Below are 22,042 nucleotides of genomic sequence, written 5' to 3' on the forward strand. Positions count from 1 at the left end.
ACTTTTTACTCATATTTATCAACTTAAATTAATTCCGCCAACGGGTTTACTAATGACAAAAAAGAAATTGCCCGTTCGTTTTACGGGTCAGCACTTTACTATTGATAAAGTGCTAATAAAAGATGCAATAAGACAAGCAAATATAAGTAATCAGGATACGGTTTTAGATATTGGGGCAGGCAAGGGGTTTCTTACTGTTCATTTATTAAAAATCGCCAACAATGTTGTTGCTATTGAAAACGACACAGCTTTGGTTGAACATTTACGAAAATTATTTTCTGATGCCCGAAATGTTCAAGTTGTCGGTTGTGATTTTAGGAATTTTGCAGTTCCGAAATTTCCTTTCAAAGTGGTGTCAAATATTCCTTATGGCATTACTTCCGATATTTTCAAAATCCTGATGTTTGAGAGTCTTGGAAATTTTCTGGGAGGTTCCATTGTCCTTCAGTTAGAACCTACACAAAAGTTATTTTCGAGGAAGCTTTACAATCCATATACCGTTTTCTATCATACTTTTTTTGATTTGAAACTTGTCTATGAGGTAGGTCCTGAAAGTTTCTTTCCACCGCCAACTGTCAAATCAGCCCTGTTAAACATTAAAAGAAAACAGTTATTTTTTGATTTTAAGTTTAAAGCCAAATACTTAGCATTTATTTCCTGTCTGTTAGAGAAACCTGATTTATCTGTAAAAACAGCTTTAAAGTCGATTTTCAGGAAAAGTCAGGTCAGGTCAATTTCGGAAAAATTCGGTTTAAACCTTAATGCTCAAATTGTTTGTTTGTCTCCAAGTCAATGGGTAAACTGTTTTTTGGAAATGCTGGAAGTTGTCCCTGAAAAATTTCATCCTTCGTAGTTCAAAGTCGGGTGGTTGTCAAGATGATTTTTCTGGTTTGGTGTCGTCTTTTAAGCTGCCGCATAACAAATTAATAATACCAAATAAAAATACGTATAGATTAAAAAAGTTCTTTGTGCTTTTGTCAGGGAACTTTTTTTTCGTAAATTTGCGTTCAATTATGCGGCAGTAATAATATACATATTAATACGAGTTAAGAATCCTGTAGTTTTCCACATGCTACGAGGAGGTATTAAAAGGTGCGTTTCGGCAATGCATCTATTGTAGTATATTATTGCTTAATCAAATGAACATTATAAATTTAGGAATTCTTGCTCACATTGATGCAGGAAAAACTTCCGTAACCGAAAATCTGCTATTTGCCTGCGGAGCAACGGAAAAGCGCGGCAGTGTTGATAAAGGTGACACCATAACAGACTCTATGGATATAGAAAAACGTAGAGGAATTACTATTCGGGCTTCTACGACATCTATTGTTTGGAATGGTGTGAAATGCAATATCATTGACACTCCGGGACACATGGATTTTATTGCAGAGGTGGAGCGGACATTCAAAATGCTTGATGGAGCAGTCCTCATATTATCGGCAAAGGAAGGCATACAAGCACAAACAAAGTTGCTGTTCAAGACTTTGCAAAAACTGCAAATCCCGACAATTATATTTATCAATAAGATTGATCGTGCCGGCGTAAATCTTGAGCGTTTATATCTGGACATAAAAACAAATCTGTCGCAAGACGTCTTGTTTATGCAAACGGTTGTCGATGGAGTAGTTTACCCGATTTGCACCTCAACAGATATAAGGGCAGAACACAAAGAATTTGTATGCAACCATGACGACGATATATTAGAACTATATTTGGCGGATAAAGAAATCTTACCGGCAGATTATTGGAATGCGATAATCGCTCTTGTGGCAAAAGCCAAAGCCTATCCGGTCTTGCATGGATCAGCAATGTGCAATATTGGCATCAATGAGTTGTTAGACGCCATCATTTCTTTTATATTTCCTCCGGCATCAGTCCCAAATAGACTTTCAGCTTATCTTTATAAAATAGAACATGCCCCCAAAGGGCATAAAAGAAGTTTTCTAAAAATTATTGACGGAAGTCTGAGACTTCGAACCGTTATAAAAGTCAATGATTCGGAAAAATTCATCAAGATTAAAAATCTAAAAACCATTTATCAGGGCAAAGAGATAAATGTTGATGAAGTGGTTGCTAATGATATCGCAATTATAGAAGATATAGAAGAATTAAGAATCGGAGATTATTTAGGTGTTAAACCTTGTCTGATTCAAGGATTATCTCATCAGCATCCCGCCCTCAAATCTTCTGTCCGACCAGACAAGCCCGAAGAGAGAAGCAAGTTGATATCCGCTCTAAATGTATTGTTTATTGAAGACCCGTCTCTGTCCTTTTCCATAAATTCATATAGTGATGAATTGGAAATCTCGTTATATGGTTTAACCCAAAAAGAAATCATACAAACATTGCTGGAAGAACGATTCTCCGTAAAGACCCATTTTGATGAAATCAAGACTATCTACAAAGAACGACCTAAAAAGAAGGTGAATAAGATTATCCATATCGAAGTCCCTCCCAACCCTTACTGGGCCTCAATAGGACTGACTCTGGAACCTTTACCGATAGGGTCAGGGGTGCAAATCGAAAGTGAAATCTCCTTTGGTTATCTGAACCATTCTTTTCAAAATGCCGTTTTTGAAGGAATCCGTATGTCTTGCCAATCGGGATTGCATGGATGGGAAGTGACGGATTTGAAAGTAACCTTTACTTATGCCCTTTATTATAGTCCGATAAGTACCCCTGCCGATTTTAGACAATTGTCTCCTTATGTCTTCAGGTTGGCTTTGCAACAATCAGGAGTGGATATTCTCGAACCGATGCTCTATTTTGAGTTACAGATACCACAAGTAGCAAGTTCCAAAGCTATTACAGATCTGCAAAAAATGATGTCTGAGATTAAAGGTATCAGTTGTAATAAAGAGTGGTGTCTTATTGAAGGGAAAGTTCCATTAAATACAAGTAAAGACTATGCTTCAGAAGTAAGTTCATACACTAAAGGCTTAGGCACTTTTATGGTTAAGCCGTGTGGGTATCAAATAACAAAAGGCGGTTATTCTGATAATACCCGTATGGAAGAAAAGGATAAACTTTTATTCATGTTTGAAAAATCAGTATCATCAAAATAATGGAACGATCCAGGAATTTCTATAAGACAATACGGTTGGGGTATATACTTATCTCCGTTCTTATCGGATGTATAGCATATAATAGCTTCTATGAATGGCAGGAGATAGAAGCATTAGAACTTGACAATAAAAAAATAGACGAGTTCCGAAAAGAGATAAACAATATCAATATTCAAATGATAAAATTTTCTCTATTTGGTGAAACAATACTGGAATGGAACGATAAAGATATCGAACATTACCATGCACAGCGTATGGCAATGGATAGTATGCTCTGCCGTTTCAAAGCTACCTATCCGGCAGAGCGTATAGACAGCGTACGCCATCTTCTCGAAGATAAGGAACGGCAGATGTGCCAAATCGTTCAAATACTTGAACAACAACAAGCCATCAACGATAAGATAACCAGTCAAGTACCTGTAATCGTGCAGAAGAGTGTACAGGAACAGCCCAAGAAGTCCAAGCGCAAAGGTTTCTTGGGCATCTTCGGCAAAAAGGAAGAAGCGAAACCAACTGTGACTACCACGATGCACCGTTCCTTTAACCGGAATATGAGAACCGAACAACAGGCACAAAGCCGCCGCTTATCGGTTCATGCCGATAGCCTTGCCGCACGAAATGCGGAACTTAACAGGCAACTGCAAGGACTGGTTGTTCAAATAGACGGGAAAGTACAAACTGACCTACAAAAGCGGGAAGCCGAGATAACAGCCATGCGGGAACGGTCGTTCATTCAGATTGGGGGCTTGACAGGGTTCGTTATACTGCTACTGGTCATATCATATATCATCATACACCGAAATGCCAACCGCATCAAGCGATATAAACAGGAAACCGCAGATTTAATCGAGCGACTGCAACAAATGGCAAAGCGAAACGAGGCACTGATAACCTCCCGCAAGAAAGCCGTACATACCATTACCCATGAATTACGCACACCGCTGACTGCAATAACGGGCTATGCCGGACTGATACAAAAAAACTTCAATGCGGATAAAACCGGGATGTATATCCGAAATATTCAGCAATCCTCCGACCGTATGCGTGAAATGCTTAATACTCTTCTGAGTTTCTTCCGGCTGGACGACGGCAAGGAACAGCCTAATTTCTCCACGTGTAGGATTTCATCAATAGCGCATACGCTCGAATCAGAGTTTATGCCAATTGCCATAAACAAGGGACTTGCTCTTACTGTGACGAATCACACGGATGCTGTTGTACTGACCGATAAGGAACGCATTCTACAAATTGGAAATAACCTGCTGTCAAACGCCATCAAGTTCACTGAGAACGGTGCCGTTTCTCTGACAATGGGGTATGATAACGGTATGCTGAAACTTATCGTCAAAGATACGGGTTCGGGTATGACCGAAGAGGAACAGCAACGTGTGTTCGGTGCGTTTGAACGTTTGTCAAACGCTGCCGCAAAGGACGGCTTCGGATTAGGTCTTTCCATTGTTCAGCGCATTGTGACAATGCTCGGCGGCACAATCCAGCTGAAGAGCGAGAAAGGCAAGGGCAGCCGTTTCACGGTGGAGATACCCATGCAGTCAGCCGAGGAATTGCCGGAACGGATAAATAAAACACAGATTCATCATAACCGAACACTCCATGATATTGTTGCCATCGACAATGACAAGGTACTTCTCCTAATGCTGAAAGAAATGTATGCACAAGAAGGGATACATTGCGACACTTGCACCGATGTTGCGGAACTGATGGAAATGATACGCCGGAAAGAATACAGTCTGCTTCTGACCGATTTGAATATGCCGGATATAAACGGCTTCGAGCTGTTGGAACTGCTACGCACCTCCAATGTGGGCAATTCAAGGATCATTCCGATTATTGTAACAACCGCTTCGGGCAGTTGCAACAGAGAGGAACTTTTAGAACGTGGATTTTCCGATTGCCTTCTCAAGCCGTTTTCCATATCGGAGCTGATGGAAGTTTCCGACAAGTGCGCCATGAAAGGTAAACAAAATGAAAAGCCTGATTTCTCCTCCCTACTGTCTTACGGCAATGAATCCGTCATGTTGGATAAACTGATAGCGGAAACCGAAAAGGAAATGCAGTCGGTCAGGGATGCGGAACAACGGAAAGACTTTCAAGAACTGGACGCCCTGACACACCACCTACATAGTTCGTGGGAGATACTGCGTGCCGACCAACCATTAAGGGAACTTTATAAACAGCTTCATGGGAGTGCCGTTCCCGATTATGAAGCATTGAACAACGCCGTGACTGCCGTATTGGATAAGGGTTCGGAGATAATCCGGCTGGCAAAAGAAGAAAGGAGAAAATACGAAAATGGATAAAACAAAAATCATCGTGGTGGAGGACAACATCGTATATTGCGAGTTTGTCTGCAACCTGCTGGCACGGGAGAAATTCCGTACCGTGCAGGCTTTCCACCTCTCGACAGCGAAGAAACTTCTGCAACAAGCCACTGACAATGATATAGTAGTTTCTGATTTGCGTTTGCCTGACGGTGACGGCATCGACCTATTGCGCTGGATGCGCAAAGAAGGCATGACGCAGCCGTTCATCATCATGACCGACTATGCCGAAGTACATACGGCGGTTGAAAGCATGAAACTCGGTTCGCTGGACTACATACCCAAGCAACTCGTGGAGGACAAACTCGTGCCTTTGCTCCGCACCATACTGAAAGAGCGGAATATCGGGCGAAGCCGCATGCCCGTATTTGCCCGTGACGGTTCAGCCTTTCAGAAAATCATGCACCGGATAAGGCTGGTAGCTCCTACCGACATGAGCGTACTGATATTCGGGGAGAACGGTACTGGCAAAGAGCATATTGCCCATCTACTGCACGATAAAAGCAAGCGTTCAGGCAAGCCTTTCGTGGCGGTGGACTGCGGCTCACTCACCAAAGAGCTTGCACCATCGGCGTTCTTCGGACACGTCAAAGGAGCGTTCACTGGTGCTGAAAACACAAAGAAAGGCTATTTCCACGAGGCGGAAGGCGGCACATTGTTTTTAGACGAAGTGGGTAATCTCGCACCAGAAACTCAACAGATGTTACTCCGTGCCATACAGGAACGGCGGTTCCGTCCCGTTGGCGACAAGTCCGACCGCAGTTTCAACGTCCGCATCATCGCCGCCACCAACGAGAATCTGGAAAAGGCGGTCAATGAAAAGCGTTTCCGGCAGGATTTGTTATACCGCCTACATGACTTTGAAATAACCGTTCTGCCCTTACGTGACTGTCAGGAGGACATCATGCCGCTGGCGGAGTTCTTCCGTGAGATTGCCAATAAGGAATTGGAGTGCAAGGTTAGCGGTTTCAGTTCCGAAGCACGGAAAGCGTTGCTGACCCATTCATGGCCGGGCAACGTGCGCGAACTTCGACAGAAAATCATGGGTGCGGTGTTGCAGGCTCAGACGGGACTTGTCACAAAAGAGCATCTGGAACTTGGGATAACCGAAACAACCTCTGTTACCGGCTTCTCCCTACGCAACGACGAGGAAGATAAAGAGCGGATTCTGCGTGCTTTGAAGCAGGCTGACGGGAACCGGAAGGTCGCTGCCGAATTGCTTGGAATAGGCAGGACAACACTCTATAATAAACTGGAAGAATATGGATTGAAGTATAAATTTGAGCAACCATAGCCCGCAATTCGCTGAAAATGGCTATCTTTGCATGACATATCAGAAGGTAACGGCGATTGGCAGAGCCTTTTGCCGCCTATATATAACATAAGACCGCAAGGCGTCCTAATGGGAATCTGGAAAATTAACATTAACAGGAACTATTGCGTGATTGCTTATGCTATGCCTACGCATAGCGTGCATTCACCTATTCCTGTTAAGGGCATTCCAGAGCCTCCATTAGTGATAGCGTGGATTGCACGCTACTTTTTTGCCCTTGCCCAACGAAAGGAAACGCTAATGGGTAAAGTACAGATTCTTGCCGTCCTCACGATGGACGGTTGTCAAAGCTCCGAGTTATATTGCAAAGCGTATAAGGAACTGCGCCTTGAAGATTGCGGTATCAACGAGATAAGGGAAAACGCCCTTTATCATATCACACCCGACTATTCCATCTCTATGCTCGACGAATGGCGGAAATCCGCAACAGACATCTGCTATCTGGCGGAAGTCACTCCTGAAAAGGCGGACTACATCAATGGGCTGTTACGTATGCGTGTGGTGGATGAAATCATACTTTATACGCTTCCTTTCATTGCCGGAACGGGAAAGCGTTTCTTCCAGTCCGCCTTGCCACAGGAACAATGGACGCTGACCTCGCAGAAGGTGTACCGCAACGGAGTGGTCCGCCATATCTATAAAGCGTGCGTTTGATGTCCGGAAAATGGACGAATGTTCAGGAAATGAACACTTTAAGTCGAAAATAATTCCTGACAGACAAATAAATTGCAAAATTATCACACTGAAATCCAGCACCTTGCAGAGAGTGTGCCGGATTTTTTATTTTATGAACACGCTTTTTGCCAATCATATTCATGTGCGCATACCGAAAAACAGAGTGTAAAATTTCAAAATTGACAGGATATGAATTATTTCTTATTGGCGGAAACCGAGTTCTTCCGCCGTATAAACGAAGCCGGGGACTGCAATATGGAAACGGCATATACGGCTTTCGCCACGCAAGTAATCGAGCTATGCAGCGGCAATGTGGACACCAACCGCACCATCATCGCACTGGCTTACATCGAAATCGAGTTGCAGCACCATCCCATGCGCAATCTTCCCGAAGAAAAGAGGGAGGTTGCAGCCTATATCAGCAAGGCACTCTCTTTAGTGAGGAAGATGCAGAAGTTCCTTGCCGCTCCCCAAGTGCCACCACTAATCCCCATCCGTACATCCTCCGACAACACAACCGAAAATCCCGCCTCACCCCTGCAATGGACGGGCAACGCCATCGACCTCGTGGAACTTATCTACGGCATCAACGAGATGGGCTGCATCAACAACGGCAACATGCCGCTCAAACAGCTCGCCCCGCTCCTCTACAAGATTTTCGGTATCGAATCAAAGGACTGCTACCGTTTCTATATCGACATCAAACGCCGGAAAAACGAAAGCCGCACTTACTTCCTTGACAGGATGCAGGAGAAACTGAACGAGAGGATGCTCCGCGACGAGGAAATGGAACGTTTGAGAAAATAATCCTGTACCAATGATGAATCAGGGGGTGACGTTATGTCATTCTCTGATTTTTTGTAGGTTTTGTCCTGCTGTGTAGATACATTTCGTTATCTATTCGCCCGAAAACCAGCGAAAAGCACTATCTTTGTACCCACGTTACAGAATTGTATATGAGCATAGACAACCTCGACATAATAAAACGGTTGATAGCCGAAAAAGAATGCGGACGGGTGGAGTTCAAGGAAACCACCGGACAGTTGGAGCGCGGCATGGAAACGCTTTGCGCCTTCCTTAACGGCGAAGGCGGCACGGTATTGTTCGGTGTCACCGACAAGGGAAAAATCATCGGACAAGACGTGAGCGACAAAACCAAGCGGGATATAGCGGACGCGATCCGGCGTATCGAGCCGTTTGCCACAGTTGAAGTTTCTTATACTGAAATACCAGACACTGGCAAAAGTGTCATCGCACTGTCTGCGGAAGAACAAAGATATATGCGTCCGTTCTCTTACAAAGGACGGGCTTACCTGCGGGTGGAAAGCGCGACATCCATCATGCCGCAGGAGATATATAACCAATATCTGATACAGCGGGGCGGGAAATACGCTTGGGAGGCAATAGCAAATCCTGACCTTAAAATATCCGACCTTGACGAACATGCCGTCATTAGTGCTGTTCGCGGGGGAATCAGAAGCGGTCGTTTACCTGAAGCAACCATAAGGGAAGACTTGCCGACCATTCTCGAAAAATTCAGTCTGTTGCATGACGGGAAACTTAACAATGCTTCAGCAGTGCTGTTCGGTCATGATTTTTATTATTATCCCCAATGCCTGCTCCGTCTGGCGCGTTTCAAAGGCACGACGAAAGACGAGTTTATAGACAATCAACGTGTCACTGGGAATATCTACGCGCTGCTGGATGCTGCAATGGCGTTCTTTTTCAAACATCTGTCACTTTCCGGTAAGATAGAAGGGCTGTACCGTGAGGAAGAACTGGAAATCCCGTACAAGGCATTGAGAGAGTGCTGCACAAATGCGTTGTGCCACCGCCTGTACCACCGTCCCGGCAGTTCGGTGGGAATCGCCATCTATGACGACCGTGTGGAAATAGAGAACAGCGGGACATTTCCGCCGGATATAACAATGGAAAAACTGTTAAGCGGGCATAATTCAGAACCGCAAAATCTAATCATAGCAAACGTGCTGTATAAAAGCGAGGTCTTGGAAAGTTGGGGACGGGGCATCGGGCTTATGATAAGCGAGTGCCGGCGTGTCGGCATTCCGGACCCCGAATTTCACACGGACGGAAACAGCGTATGGGTCGTTTTCCGCTATACCCGGAAAGCAGTCGGGTCATACCCGACAGTCACCCCACAGTCGCCCGATAGTTACCCGACAGTTACCCCGCAAGTGGGAAAAGTTCTGTCTGCAATCGGGAATCAGACACTATCGACAAAAGATGTTATGGAAATGATAGGATTGAAGGACAAAAGCAATTTTCTGGAGCTTTATCTGTATCCTGCAATAAGGTTGGATTTAGTAGAACCGATTTATCCGGAAAAGCCGAAACACCCGCGACAGAAATACCGTCTTACGGAGAAAGGTCTGGATTTAATTAAAAATAAATAGTCATGAACTCGCAAACTGTAGAAATAACATCTGCTGGCATTAGGAAAATATTGAATAAATATACTCCAGAGCGAGCTATTGCCGAATATGTATGGAATGGATTTGATGCAAAAGCAACCGTTGTAAATATTGATTTTGAAATTGACAATGCAGAATTGGACACAATCAAAAATATTAGAATAACAGACAATGGTACAGGCATCTGCTATGAAGAATTACCTATAAAATTCAAAAAATTCTATGAGTCTCAAAAGAGAATAGCCAACGAGAATAATACTGAATTTACAAGAGGAAAAAACGGTTATGGTCGTTTTACTTTCTATAAATTTGCGAGATTTGCTAATTGGGAAACACGCTATAGTAAAGATGCACAAATAATGTCTTATGACATTAGAATTGATAGCGATACTTTAAAAGACTACACTACAACAGAGCCACTTGTATCTGATGACACAACAACAGGTACTTGTGTCGTTTTTAATGAGATTTCTTCTGATATTTCCAGTTTGTTTATAACGAAGACTCTTATCCCTTATCTAAAGGCTGAATTTGCGTGGTTTTTAGAATTGAAATCCGAATATCAAATATACATCAATGGGCAAGAATTAGATTATTCTTCTATAATAGCAGAACAAGAATCAATATCACCGATATTATCACATAACCAGAAAAATAACATCAACTTTCAATGCAAGTATATCCGATGGAATGTAAAGATGAATGATGAATATTCTCGATTTTACTTCTTGAATAATGACTTGGAGTTAAAATTTACCAAAACGACATTATTAAATAAAAAAGGAGATAATTTTTGGCATTCTGTAATTGTGATTGATGATTTCTTCAATGAAATCAATTGTGATAACGAATTAGACGATAATGCTATTCAACCTAAATTGTTTGATAATTCTGCTGATAGAAAATTATTTAAGGAACTAATTACGCAACTCAATGAGTTTCTCAAAAAGAAAAGACGCCCATTCCTAAAGGAGCAAGCAGAAGTTATGGTAACCAAATATAAGAATGAAGATGTTTTCCCTAAATTTGGTACTGAAGATTGGGATATAGTGCGTAGAGAAGGTTTGGAAAACTTCGTAAAGGAACTATACGAAGTAGAACCTGCTGTTTTCATGAAGTTGAACAAAGAACAAAAAAGAGTTTTCTTAGAACTTCTAAATTTGGTGATGGATAGCGGTGAGCGCGATAGTCTGTTTAAGATTTTAGATGCAGTTGTTGAATTAGACTCGAACGATAGGAAAGAATTTGCAAAAATATTAGAAATAACGAGGTTAAAACAAGTCGTTTCCACGATTAAGCTTATTTCAGACAGATTGCTGACACTGGAGAATCTAAAAAAGATTGTTTTTAATCATACTTTACAAGCCAATGAAGTTCGTGATTTGCAGTCGTTCATAGAAAAACACTATTGGATTTTTGGCGAAGAATATAGAATGGTATGTGCGGAAGAGGTCAAATTTGAAGAGGCTTTAAGAAAATACATTTATATTCTGCGTGGAGTTAGCGAGAAAAAATATATTGCTCACCCTAATAAATACAAAGAAATGGATTTATTTCTTACTGGTACTGATTTTAGGGATGGGAGACCTCATAATATAGTTGTGGAAATCAAAAATCCGACAACTATAAAACAATTAAAATCAGAACAGTTAAATCAATTAGAACAATATATGGATGTTATTCTAAAACAAGATTGTTTTAATGATGCTAATGAGTTCTGGACTTTCATTTTGATAGGACAAGACTATGATGATATTGTAGGTCGAAGGGTCATAAATAAGCTTACTGGTTTAGTCCAAAATGACAGTAATTATAGCCTCTATGTAAAAAAATGGAGTGAAATAACAAATGAGGTGGAACGTAGGCTGAAATATTTGCTTGATAAGCTCAAAATAGAAAGAGCCACTTTATCTAAATCCCAATCATTAAATGAGGTAATGAATGAAGTTTCAAATAACACGGCCGCAATGGTTAGTTGAACTTAATATAGTCATAATGCTCAATATAAAGAATTACAAATTACTCCTGTCACAGATAGCTGTAGCAGGAGTAATTCTCAAAACGGGAGTCTGATACATCTTGTTGTTATATATTATTTCTGTTGCAACAGATGTTTCAGATTCTCGTCACCAGCGATGCGCTCCAACTCGTCGGCGACAATCTGTTTCACCTCCTCCTTGATGCGCCTGTAATTCGCCTTCACCATTTCCTTCATGCAGTCGTTGCCGTTCGCGTCCGCGAAGTCGGTAATGACGGGTATCGGCTTGTAGGCTTTCTCCTCGCGCTTCATTTTCTCGGCATCCACGACAATCTCACAGTGGAAAATCTTCTGCTTGATACGCTCGTTGAAGTTGTCGGACACCGAACCGACGAACATCCCCTGCGTCAAGCCGGAAATTTTGCTCGGCGGGATAAGCGCGTCCATCTGCGTGTTGATGGAGGTGGAAACATCCTGCCGGTTGATGGAGATGGACTGCCGCTTTTGAAGCACCTTTCCGAACCGCTCCGAGAGCGTCTTGGCTGTTTCGCCCACCACCTGCCCGGAGAAGATATTGCCGACCGTGTTCATCACCACTTTCGCCTCGCGGTCCCCATAGTCACGCACCAACTGGCTGAAATCCTGAAAACCCAGACACACGGCAACCTTGTTGCTTCGCGCGGTGGCGATAAGGTTGTCCAGCCCCTTGAAGTATATCGTCGGCAGCTCGTCTATGATGACCGACGACTTCAGCATCCCTTTCTTGTTGATAAGTTTAACGATACGGGAATTATACAGACCGAGAGCCGCCCCGTATATGTTCTGTCGGTCGGGATTGTTGCCCACGCAGAGAATTTTCGGTTCTTCGGGATTGTTGATGTCCAGCGTGAACTCGCTGTCCGACATTACCCAATAGAGCTGCGGGGAAATCATGCGTGACAGCGGAATTTTCGCCGAAGCAATCTGCCCCATTAACTGCTCCGCAGCCCCTCCGAGCCACGCGTCCATGAATGGCGAGAGATAGTTCTCCAGTTCGGGATAAGAGGTCAGAATCGGGAAAATATCCTCGTAACGGCGGTTCAGGAACTCGATGGCATGGGGGAACGTGCAATACTTGCCGTTCTGAAAAATTTTAAGATACCAGATGATAGCCGCGAAAAGGATGATGGGCGATTCCACAAAGAAGTCGCCCTGCTTCTGCACCCAACTCTTGTTTAAATTGAGCATGATGGTGTACGCGCTCTCGTAAGCGTCCGTAATGTCCTCCATGAAATCTGGGTGAATGGGATTGCAACGGTGGCTGCGTCGCGGGTCGTCGAAGTTTATCACGTAGAACTTCGGCTTCACCTTGTATCCCTCCGGGTGGTTGAGCAGATGATTATAGGCTATCGTGGACAAGTCACTGAATTTGAAATCATAGACATACATCGAGAAGCCCTTCTCAATCTGCTGCTTGATGAAACTGTTTACCACCGCGTATGACTTTCCGCTGCCCGGCGTACCCAGCACGATGGAGGCGCGGAATGGGTTCACCACGTTGATCCAGCCGTTGTTCCAACGTTTCCTATAATAAAAGCGGGTGGGCAGATTGACCGAATACTCGCTTTCGATGAGCCGTGTTTCCTGCATGAAGCTCTCGTTCTCGTTGTTGAACACGTCATCCATAAGGTTGTGTTTCAACAGGCGGCTCATCCACAGACCGCCCATCAGCAGGCAGACATAGCCCGTGCCTACGGTCAGCGCGTAAAGTCCCGTCACCGCTTCAACCGGCAGCGGCAATGCCAGTATCCACCAGTTGAGGAAGAACAACACGAACCCTGCGGCAAGTGCCGTCCAGATCCTTCCCCAAGTGATTTTCTCTCCCTTGACGCCCTTCGTCCCCAGACAGGACAGGGCAAGCAGGAGGACGGCGAACAGTTTCGTGTAGAGGATGGAATGGAACAGCCCCGCCGTGCGGTTGAAGTTCATCAGGATTCTGTCCACTACGCCGATGTCCACGCCCCAGAGCCGTATGGCTTCATAGCAGAACCAGTACACGTTCATGACCACTAAAATAATACTCACGGCACGCAGAAAATCCATGATTTTCGCCAATGCCCTCAAATCGTCTTCTTGTTGTGACATAGATTGAAAAATTTTGATGTTGATACTTACGGTTACATTCCCAAGCCCTTGCGCCTCTTCTTTTTCCTCTTGCGCTGCATCGCCCGGATAAAGGCTTCCTCCTCGGCATCCACAGCCGGACCTTCGGGAGTGAGCAGACCGACACCGCCCGCCGTGTTCTCGTGGTCGGATGCGGTCTGTCCGCGCATATCCTCTTCTGTTTCCACCGGAACGGACAGCGGAATCGGCGGCTGTCCGGCATAAGGCAGCGTAAAGTGTTCCTGCAAGGCGTTGGCGGAAAGTTCCTTGCCCATGCGCGAGCCGTTCAGCACGCAGCCCGTTCGGTGGTCTATGAACGTGGCTCCGTAGATGCGCCCTTCCTCCGTGTAGCGCAGTACGGTGTCGATGCCCTTTTCCTTGAGCCGCGAAACGAACTTCTCCTTGTCATACGTGCCTTCAAGCACGGAAAGCACGGTGCGTTTCGTCATGTCGGCGAGTTTCCGGTCCTTAATCTCCTGTTTGGAACGGGCAAACTTCTTCTGCACGGCTTCATAGCCTGCGGACTTCCCGAAAAGCGAGGACTTGAACGGGTTGCCAGTCTTGTTCCCGGCATCATCGGTGACGGAATAGACCAGCCCGTGATACTCACGCCCGCGCACGTTTCCCCGCGCTTCCTCCACCGTCATATTATATAAGGATAGGAGGGCGCGATATTCGCCCATCGTCCGGAAACGGTACTGTCCACTCAGAGCCTTGACGGTATTTCCGACCTGCCTCTTCACGTCGCCCGCCGAAGCGTCCACCTTGCGCAGCGGATTTTCCAGCCGTAGGTTCTTACGCTCCGCCGGGTGCAGCCCGTACTTCCGTTCCAGTTCCCTGCGGATGCGGTCGCTGCGGCGGAAGAGGAAATCCTGATTGAGCCGCCTGCCTTTCTCGTCCACATTGATTGTCACGATGTGCAGGTGGTGACGGTCTATGTCCTCGTGCTTGACAACAAGGTACGGCTGGTTCCCGTAGCCGAGTTTCTCCAGATACTCGCGTGCGATGTCCTGCAATTCCGTATCTGTCAGCACGTCGTCGGGATGCGGGTTGAGCGAGATATGGAGTACCGGTTTCTCCACCCTCGTATGCTCCGGCATACAGGCGAGAAAACCTTCCATCGCCTTGCGTATGTCCACCGTCCCCGTGCCGTCATTGTAGATGCGGTTGGTGGTGAGCAGCCGCCCTTTCGCCCCGTTGATCTTTTCCCCGTTGTAGGCAAGCGCGCCGTACAACGACTTTCCTACACTGATTTTTGCGACCATTTCGCCTCCATTTCCCTTGAAAGTTCCACAATCTGACGGCTCAGTTTCACGAGTTCGACGGTCTGTTGCTCCAGCTTGTAGAGCAACGCCATCGCCTTTTTCTCGGAAAAATGCAGCCTGAGTTCCTTCACGACTTGGTTGTAGTTCGTGCCTACCGCGCGGAACTGCGCATGGAAATCGGACAGTCTGGTGTAGTAATCCACCAGCGTCCTGTCCACTTTCAGCACCCTGAACGGTTGCCCGAAGAAGTGCGCCTTGATGAAAACCGACTTGGCGTAAACGCCCGACTTCTCGAACATGGCGAGGAAACGGTTGTGTTCCTCCTCGTTGAAACGGACGGTGTAACGGAACACCGCCGGGTCAAGTTTGGGATTTCTCCCGGTCTTGTTTCTTTTCTCTTTCATATAAACTTTGGATTTAGCGGATGGACGGCATAAGCCGCCGCTTCTTGGCACAGACACCGCAGGTTTGAAAGGCTTCCCGACTTCGGAGAGGAAGCCCGCCCCCTGCAAGGGCAAGTGCTTTTCGTGGCTGCTCAAAACGTTTTGAGCGGCTGAAAAGACATCTTGCTATGTTCAGGTGAACATAAAAATCCGTCGGGGACGGATTGGGGGAATGCCTTTCAAACTCCGGGCTGCGCCACCTGCGGCGAACCCTGCCGTTCGGGTGCAAAGTTACGCCCTTAAAGCGGTATCGGACAGGGGCTTGACCCGGACAATCAGTGCCAACCGACGCAACGTGCTGCCACTTGCCGGAGAAGTAATACAAGTTCCAAAATATCCTTGTTTATTTGCAGCGTGATTCGGATGTGGGACTGAAAATACACTCCTTCCGCCGGATGTTCGGACACCAATCCGGGCATCAATCCAAACGGTTGAAAACAGGTGTATGTATTCAGACAGTTTTCCAAGCACACGTCCATGCGGACGGATAAAAGCATGGGCGGTTGGACAAACCGATGATTACCCATAGGCACAGCCGGATTAAGGAGTGAATAAATAAATGAATGGGAGCGCGTGCGTACGTACTAATGGCAATACGCTACCGCCACCGGACAGATGTATAACCAAATAAATTATCAAACAAATGAAAGAAGCAACTTATGTGGCAATCTCCACGCAGAAAGGTGGAGCGGGTAAGACAACCCTGACGGTGCTTGTAGCAAGCTACCTGCACTATGTGAAAGGCTACAACGTAGCCGTGGTGGACTGCGATTTTCCACAGTACAGTATCCATGACATGCGCAAGCGCGACATGAAAGCTGTCATGGAGGACGGGCATTACAAGGTGATGGCGTATGAGCAGCTCAAACGGCTGAAGAAGAACCCGTACACCATCAGATGCAGCCGTGCGGAAGATGCGGTAAAGACTGCCGAAAATCTGGTGGCAGCGCAGCCCGACCTTGATTTCGTGTTCTTCGACTTGCCGGGAACCATCAACAATGCCGATGTGGTGCAGACCATTTCCAAAATGGACTACATCTTCACGCCCATCATCGCCGACCGTGTGGTGATGGAGAGTTCCATTAAGTTCGCCACCGTTATCAACGAACAGATGATAAGCACGGGCAAGTCCGGTATCAAAGGGATTTACCTCGTGTGTAACATGGTGGACGGGCGCGAAAAGACGGAACTTTACAAAGCATACGACAAGGTCTGTGCCGAGTTCGCCCTGTCCATTCTGGAAACACATCTGCCGGACAGCAAGCGTTTCCGCAAGGAGACGGCGGCAGAACGCAAGGCAGTATTCCGCTCCACGGCGTTTCCGGCGGACAAAATACTGGTACGCGGCAGCAACCTCGACAAACTCGTCGATGAGATTCTCGGCATCATCAAAAACTGAATGGCATGGCAAAGAAAACAAGAATCGAGGACATCGACAGCGAAGCCGTAATCAACTCGTTTCGACTGGACGATACAAGCATTCCGCCGGAAGCGAGAAGCACGGACGGAAACGCTACTTCTCCACCTCCGAAAGAAGCGATACAGGAAGCCGTTTCTCCACCTGCCTCGCACTCCAAAGAGGAGCCGGAACGCAGGCGCAGGAACAGCAAGCCGGAAAAATTGGATTATGACACCGTATTCATATGCGGGTCCAACGTCACGGCAAGACTCGGCAAGCAGGTCTATATCCGCAAGGAGTACCACGACCGCATACAGAAGATGCTTCATGTAATCGGTGGCAACGAGGTGACTATCGCGGCTTTTCTTGACAACGTGCTGACACACCATTTCACGCTGTTCCAAGACGAGATAGACGAATCGTTCAAACGGCACATGGAATCCTATAATTTATAAATACCCCAAAAACAACAAAGAAGTATGAAAAGAACAAAGAAGAACCGTCAGGCTGAGTGCCTGCAAACAGGAAAGAGTGAAAGAACCGCTGCCAATGCAGCAAAGTGTGCAAACGGATACGGTCAGGAAAAGACCGGCAGCGACTTCCGCAAGGATGAAGGCAGGGGCAAGCCGCTCTCTGTTTTCTTGGAAGCATCGGAAATCAAAACGCGGCAATGTATATACATCAGCCGAGAAATTCATGAGAAAGTCACTATCGTTGCCAGTCGGATGGGAAACGGTTTGAGCATCGGCAAGTTCGTGGACAACATCCTCCGCGACCATTTCCGGCAATACGGGCAGCAGTACATGGAACAGATTGAAAACGCCCAAAAAGTAAGATTATGACAAAGGCGTTTTTAATCGTATCGGTTGCTTGCAACGTGTGGTTCCTGTTCCTGCTGTTTTATGACCGCATCATGGACACGAAGCTCATCCGTTTCTTCAGACATATTGCCGGGTTGTGGCGATCATTGGACAGTACAGTGGCAGAGCAAGGAAAGGATAAGGAAATACCTCACGCAGACACCTCGGACATCATTGGCAAGAGCCGTTTCAAGATGGCATCGACCCGGACAACCGCTGCCATACTGGCGCAAGAAGCCGCCACTTCGGATAAAGGCATTGAGCTGTCGGAGGAAGAGGCTACTTTTGACGACGGAAACACGGAAACCGTCTCACGCCCGACACAAGTACCGGAGGACAAACTCGATGAAACCTTCACGAGCATCCCGCCCTCGGAACTGGAGTACGGAGAAGATGAACCGGAGGATGAAGAACCAGACAAAAAGCAGGCTTCGGGAAGCAGCTTCGAGGATATTGACATGGCAGTACGCACCATACGGAAGGAATCACCATCCGATGAGGAAATGCGACACGCCGGAAAGGTCATGACGGAACTGGACGGGACAGAGCTTTTCACAAGAATAACGGAACGCCTGACCGATGATACAATGAGCGAGAGGCTTGCAAAGGCGATGGCAGTTTTCGTGGACACGGTGAACATGACCGTGACACAACAAAAGGAAAAGGTGTTCGTGATTCCCGACAACATCGAGGAGTTCGACTTCCGAAACTATGTATAACAGCTAAAAAAGAATGGAAATGAAAACGTAAAATGACGACACCCATGCGCACGGCGGTACAAGGTACAGCCAATCCGCAACGGACACACCCAAGTCCGTAGAAACAAACGGGCAACCACTAAACCAAAGTAAAGTAATCAAGTATCAACCGCCCGAAAAAGGACTATCCACCCTTTGGACGGCACAAAACAAGAACTGTTTATGAACAAGAACATCAGACAAAAGTTCATCATCTCTGCGGCACTCATGATTGCCGCAACCGCCTCCGTATTTGCGCAAGGAAACGGTCTGGCAGGTATTAACGAAGCCACCTCTATGGTGAGTTCGTATTTCGACCCCGGCACGAAATTAATCTACGCCATCGGCGCGGTGGTCGGTCTTATCGGAGGCGTGAAAGTCTATGGCAAGTTCTCGTCCGGCGACCCCGACACGAGCAAGACAGCCGCCTCATGGTTCGGGGCTTGTATCTTCCTGATTGTCGCTGCGACTATCCTGCGCTCATTCTTCCTTTAATAAACAATGTATGGCTGAATACCCGATAAACAAGGGTATCGGCCGTCCGGTTGAGTTCAAGGGTCTAAAGGCTCAGTACCTCTTCATCTTCTGCGGAGGTCTGCTGGCTCTCTTCGTCCTGTTCGTCATCCTCTACATGGTCGGCATCGACCAGTGGATATGTATCGGCTTCGGCGCGGCATCGTCTTCCGTCCTCGTATGGCAGACCTTCGCGCTGAACGCCCGGTACGGCGAACACGGGCTGATGAAATTGGGAGCGGCAAGGAGCCATCCCCGATACCTTATCAACCGGCGGCGGATCACCCGATTATTCAAACGGCAACGAAAGGAAGAAACGACATGAGAAATACATCCAAAATGACAACACTGGAAAACAAGTTCCCGCTGCTGTCGGTGGAGCATGGCTGCATCATTTCCAAAGACGCCGACATCACGGTGGCTTTCGAGGTGGAACTGCCGGAGCTTTATACCGTGACAGGCGCGGAGTACGAGGCAATACACGGCTGCTGGTGCAAGGCTATCAAGGTGCTGCCGGACTTCTGCGTCGTGCATAAGCAGGACTGGTTCATCAAGGAACGCTACAAGCCGGAACTGCAAAAGGATGACATGAGCTTTTTGAGCCGCTCCTTTGAACGACACTTCAACGAGCGTCCGTACCTGAAACACTCCTGCTATCTCTACCTGACCAAGACGACGAAGGAACGTAACCGGATGCAGAGCAACTTCAGTACGCTGTGCCGGGGACATATCATCCCGAAGGAGCTGGACAGGGAAACCGCCGGGAAGTTCATGGAAGCCGCCGAACAGTTCGAGCGCATCATGAACGACAGCGGCTTTGTCAGGCTGCGCCGCCTCTCCACCGACGAGCTTGTCGGGACGGAGAAGTCCGCTGGGCTGATAGAGCGTTACTTCTCGCTCATGCCCGAAGGCGACACGGCCTTGCAAGACATCGACCTCTCGGCAAGGGAAATGCGCATCGGTGACAACCGCCTGTGCCTGCACACCCTCTCCAACGCGGAGGATATGCCCGGAAAGGTGGCTACCGACATCCGCTACGAGAAACTCTCCACCGACCGTTCGGACTGCCGCCTCTCCTTCGCCTCCCCCGTGGGGCTGCTGCTTTCCTGTAACCACATCTACAACCAGTATGTGATTATCGACAACAGCGAGGAAAATTTGCAGAAATTCGAGAAGTCCGCGAGGAATATGCAGTCGCTCTCCCGATACAGCCGGAGCAACAGCATCAACCGCGAGTGGATAGACCAGTACCTGAACGAAGCCCATTCCTACGGGCTGACCTCGGTACGGGCTCACTTCAATGTCATGGCATGGAGCGATGACGCGGAGGAACTGAAGCATATCAAGAACGACGTAGGCAGCCAGCTTGCCAGCATGGAGTGCGTCCCCCGCCACAACACTATCGACTGCCCGACGCTCTACTGGGCGGCGATGCCCGGCAACGCGGCGGACTTCCCGGCGGAAGAGAGTTTCCACACCTTCATTGAGCAGGCGGTGTGTCTCTTCACGGAGGAAACCAACTACCGCAGCTCATTATCGCCCTTCGGCATCAAGATGGTGGACAGGCTTACGGGAAAACCGTTGCACCTCGACATCAGCGACCTGCCGATGAAGCGGGGCATCACGACCAACCGCAACAAGTTCGTGTTGGGTCCTTCGGGCAGTGGCAAGTCGTTTTTCATGAACCACCTCGTGAGGCAATACTACGAGCAAGGTACGCACGTGGTATTAGTGGACACGGGAAACTCCTATCAGGGCTTGTGCGAGATGATCCGGCGCAAGACAAACGGGGCGGATGGCGTGTATTTCACCTACACGGAGGAGAAACCGATTTCGTTCAACCCGTTCTACACCGATGATTACGTGTTCGACGTGGAGAAGAAGGACAGCATCAAGACATTGCTGCTGACGCTCTGGAAGTCGGAGGATGACAAAGTGACGAAGACGGAAAGCGGCGAACTGGGCAGTGCGGTGAACGCCTACATCGAGCGTATCAGGGCTGACCGGAGCATCGTTCCCTCGTTCAACACCTTCTACGAGTATATGCGCGACGACTACCGCCGCGAACTGGCGGAACGTGAGATAAAGGTGGAGAAGTCAGACTTCAACATCGACAATATGCTCACCACCATGCGGCAGTATTACCGGGGCGGACGCTACGACTTCCTGCTCAACTCCACGGAGAACATCGACCTGCTCGGCAAGCGGTTCATCGTCTTCGAGATTGACAGTATTAAGGAGAATCGCGAGCTTTTCCCGGTCGTGACCATCATCATCATGGAAGCCTTCATCAACAAGATGCGCCGTCTGAAAGGCGTAAGGAAACAACTGATTGTGGAAGAGGCTTGGAAGGCGTTGTCTTCGGCGAACATGGCTGAATACCTGCGCTATATGTACAAGACCGTGCGCAAGTATTACGGGGAGGCAATCGTGGTGACGCAGGAGGTGGACGACATCATTTCCTCGCCCGTGGTCAAGGAAAGCATCATCAACAACTCCGATTGCAAAATCCTTCTCGACCAGCGGAAGTACATGAACAAGTTTGATGCCATACAGTCCCTGTTGGGTCTGACGGAGAAGGAGAAGTCGCAGATACTCTCCATCAACATGGCGAACAACCCGTCAAGGCTCTACAAGGAAGTGTGGATAGGACTGGGCGGCACGCAGTCGGCGGTCTATGCCACCGAAGTTAGTGCTGAAGAGTATCTGGCGTACACCACCGAAGAAACGGAAAAAGTAGAGGTGTACCGTCTGGCGGAGCAGCTGGGCGGCGACATTGAAGCCGCCATCCGGCAGCTTGCCGAAAGACGGAGAAACAAGGAATAGGCAATAAGTAAAAACAGATTCATCAACTAAAAAAG

Annotated in this window: 19 protein-coding genes; 15 read left to right on the forward strand and 4 right to left on the reverse strand. The window is 47.2% G+C overall.

What is annotated here, in order from left to right:
- The first annotated feature begins 52 nt into the window (after positions 1 to 52).
- The 8 genes from erm(F) (at position 53) to DW121_RS04055 (ending at position 11,823) form a co-directional block, all read left to right on the forward strand.
- A complete protein-coding gene (erm(F), locus tag DW121_RS04020) occupies positions 53 to 853 on the forward strand; it encodes a 23S rRNA (adenine(2058)-N(6))-methyltransferase Erm(F) (protein ID WP_004295323.1) in 801 nt (266 codons plus the stop codon).
- Positions 854 to 1,139: 286 nt separating this feature from the next.
- Positions 1,140 to 3,065 (forward strand): tetracycline resistance ribosomal protection protein, encoded by a 1,926-nt coding sequence (gene tet, locus DW121_RS04025; protein ID WP_008645586.1) that lies wholly within the window; start codon positions 1,140 to 1,142, stop codon positions 3,063 to 3,065.
- Positions 3,065 to 5,383: an ATP-binding protein gene (locus tag DW121_RS04030; protein WP_008645587.1), complete on the forward strand. Its 2,319-nt coding sequence runs from the start codon at positions 3,065 to 3,067 to the stop codon at positions 5,381 to 5,383. Before tet ends, DW121_RS04030 begins: the two co-directional genes overlap by 1 nt.
- The gene (locus DW121_RS04035) at positions 5,376 to 6,698 is read left to right on the forward strand and encodes a sigma-54-dependent transcriptional regulator (protein ID WP_008645588.1); all 1,323 of its coding nucleotides are present in this window, start codon (positions 5,376 to 5,378) and stop codon (positions 6,696 to 6,698) included. The genes DW121_RS04030 and DW121_RS04035 overlap by 8 nt, the downstream gene beginning before the upstream one ends.
- Positions 6,699 to 6,977: 279 nt before the next feature.
- Positions 6,978 to 7,391, forward strand: a complete 414-nt coding sequence (locus DW121_RS04040; RefSeq protein ID WP_008655868.1) for a dihydrofolate reductase family protein — start codon at positions 6,978 to 6,980, stop codon at positions 7,389 to 7,391.
- A 210-nt stretch (positions 7,392 to 7,601) separates the two neighbouring features.
- Positions 7,602 to 8,219 (forward strand): RteC domain-containing protein, encoded by a 618-nt coding sequence (locus DW121_RS04045; RefSeq protein ID WP_008645591.1) that lies wholly within the window; start codon positions 7,602 to 7,604, stop codon positions 8,217 to 8,219.
- 149 nt (positions 8,220 to 8,368) lie between these two features.
- Entirely contained in the window at positions 8,369 to 9,826 is a 1,458-nt protein-coding gene (locus tag DW121_RS04050) for an ATP-binding protein (protein ID WP_008645592.1), read from the forward strand.
- Positions 9,827 to 9,828: 2 nt separating this feature from the next.
- A complete protein-coding gene (locus tag DW121_RS04055; RefSeq protein ID WP_008645594.1) occupies positions 9,829 to 11,823 on the forward strand; it encodes an ATP-binding protein in 1,995 nt (664 codons plus the stop codon).
- Between the two features lie 113 nt (positions 11,824 to 11,936).
- On the opposite strand, the gene mobC is transcribed toward DW121_RS04055, so the two are convergent.
- The 4 genes from mobC to DW121_RS15805 form a co-directional block, all read right to left on the reverse strand.
- The gene (gene mobC / locus DW121_RS04060) at positions 11,937 to 13,946 is read right to left on the reverse strand and encodes a conjugal transfer protein MobC (protein WP_008645597.1); all 2,010 of its coding nucleotides are present in this window, start codon (positions 13,944 to 13,946) and stop codon (positions 11,937 to 11,939) included.
- 32 nt (positions 13,947 to 13,978) lie between these two features.
- Positions 13,979 to 15,229 carry a conjugal transfer protein MobB gene (gene mobB, locus DW121_RS04065; RefSeq protein ID WP_008645598.1) on the reverse strand — a complete coding sequence of 417 codons (1,251 nt, stop codon included), beginning with the start codon at positions 15,227 to 15,229 and terminating at the stop codon, positions 13,979 to 13,981.
- Positions 15,208 to 15,633: a conjugal transfer protein MobA gene (mobA, locus tag DW121_RS04070; protein ID WP_005944180.1), complete on the reverse strand. Its 426-nt coding sequence runs from the start codon at positions 15,631 to 15,633 to the stop codon at positions 15,208 to 15,210. The genes mobB and mobA overlap by 22 nt, the downstream gene beginning before the upstream one ends.
- Positions 15,634 to 15,903: 270 nt before the next feature.
- Complete coding sequence (locus DW121_RS15805) at positions 15,904 to 16,083, reverse strand: hypothetical protein (RefSeq protein ID WP_080728637.1); 180 nt, start codon at positions 16,081 to 16,083, stop codon at positions 15,904 to 15,906.
- 232 nt (positions 16,084 to 16,315) lie between these two features.
- On the opposite strand from DW121_RS15805, the gene DW121_RS04085 reads away from it, so the two are divergent.
- From DW121_RS04085 to DW121_RS04115, 7 genes are all read left to right on the forward strand, one after another.
- Positions 16,316 to 17,071: a ParA family protein gene (locus tag DW121_RS04085; RefSeq protein WP_117678590.1), complete on the forward strand. Its 756-nt coding sequence runs from the start codon at positions 16,316 to 16,318 to the stop codon at positions 17,069 to 17,071.
- Positions 17,072 to 17,076: 5 nt separating this feature from the next.
- Positions 17,077 to 17,526 carry a DUF3408 domain-containing protein gene (locus DW121_RS04090; protein ID WP_032567521.1) on the forward strand — a complete coding sequence of 150 codons (450 nt, stop codon included), beginning with the start codon at positions 17,077 to 17,079 and terminating at the stop codon, positions 17,524 to 17,526.
- 24 nt (positions 17,527 to 17,550) lie between these two features.
- Entirely contained in the window at positions 17,551 to 17,913 is a 363-nt protein-coding gene (locus DW121_RS04095) for a DUF3408 domain-containing protein (protein ID WP_008645858.1), read from the forward strand.
- Positions 17,910 to 18,650, forward strand: a complete 741-nt coding sequence (locus DW121_RS04100) for a hypothetical protein (protein ID WP_032567520.1) — start codon at positions 17,910 to 17,912, stop codon at positions 18,648 to 18,650. The genes DW121_RS04095 and DW121_RS04100 overlap by 4 nt, the downstream gene beginning before the upstream one ends.
- Positions 18,651 to 18,851: 201 nt before the next feature.
- Positions 18,852 to 19,163, forward strand: coding sequence for a DUF4134 domain-containing protein (locus DW121_RS04105; RefSeq protein WP_008645856.1), 312 nt, complete (start codon positions 18,852 to 18,854; stop codon positions 19,161 to 19,163).
- A 10-nt stretch (positions 19,164 to 19,173) separates the two neighbouring features.
- Positions 19,174 to 19,506 carry a DUF4133 domain-containing protein gene (locus tag DW121_RS04110; RefSeq protein ID WP_007749041.1) on the forward strand — a complete coding sequence of 111 codons (333 nt, stop codon included), beginning with the start codon at positions 19,174 to 19,176 and terminating at the stop codon, positions 19,504 to 19,506.
- On the forward strand, positions 19,503 to 22,007 hold the full coding sequence (locus DW121_RS04115) for a TraG family conjugative transposon ATPase (protein ID WP_032567519.1): 2,505 nt from the start codon (positions 19,503 to 19,505) through the stop codon (positions 22,005 to 22,007). Before DW121_RS04110 ends, DW121_RS04115 begins: the two co-directional genes overlap by 4 nt.
- Positions 22,008 to 22,042 lie beyond the last annotated feature (35 nt).

The sequence above is a fragment of the Bacteroides sp. AM10-21B genome (assembly GCF_003472565.1).
Classification (GTDB): Bacteria; Bacteroidota; Bacteroidia; order Bacteroidales; family Bacteroidaceae; genus Bacteroides; species Bacteroides propionicigenes.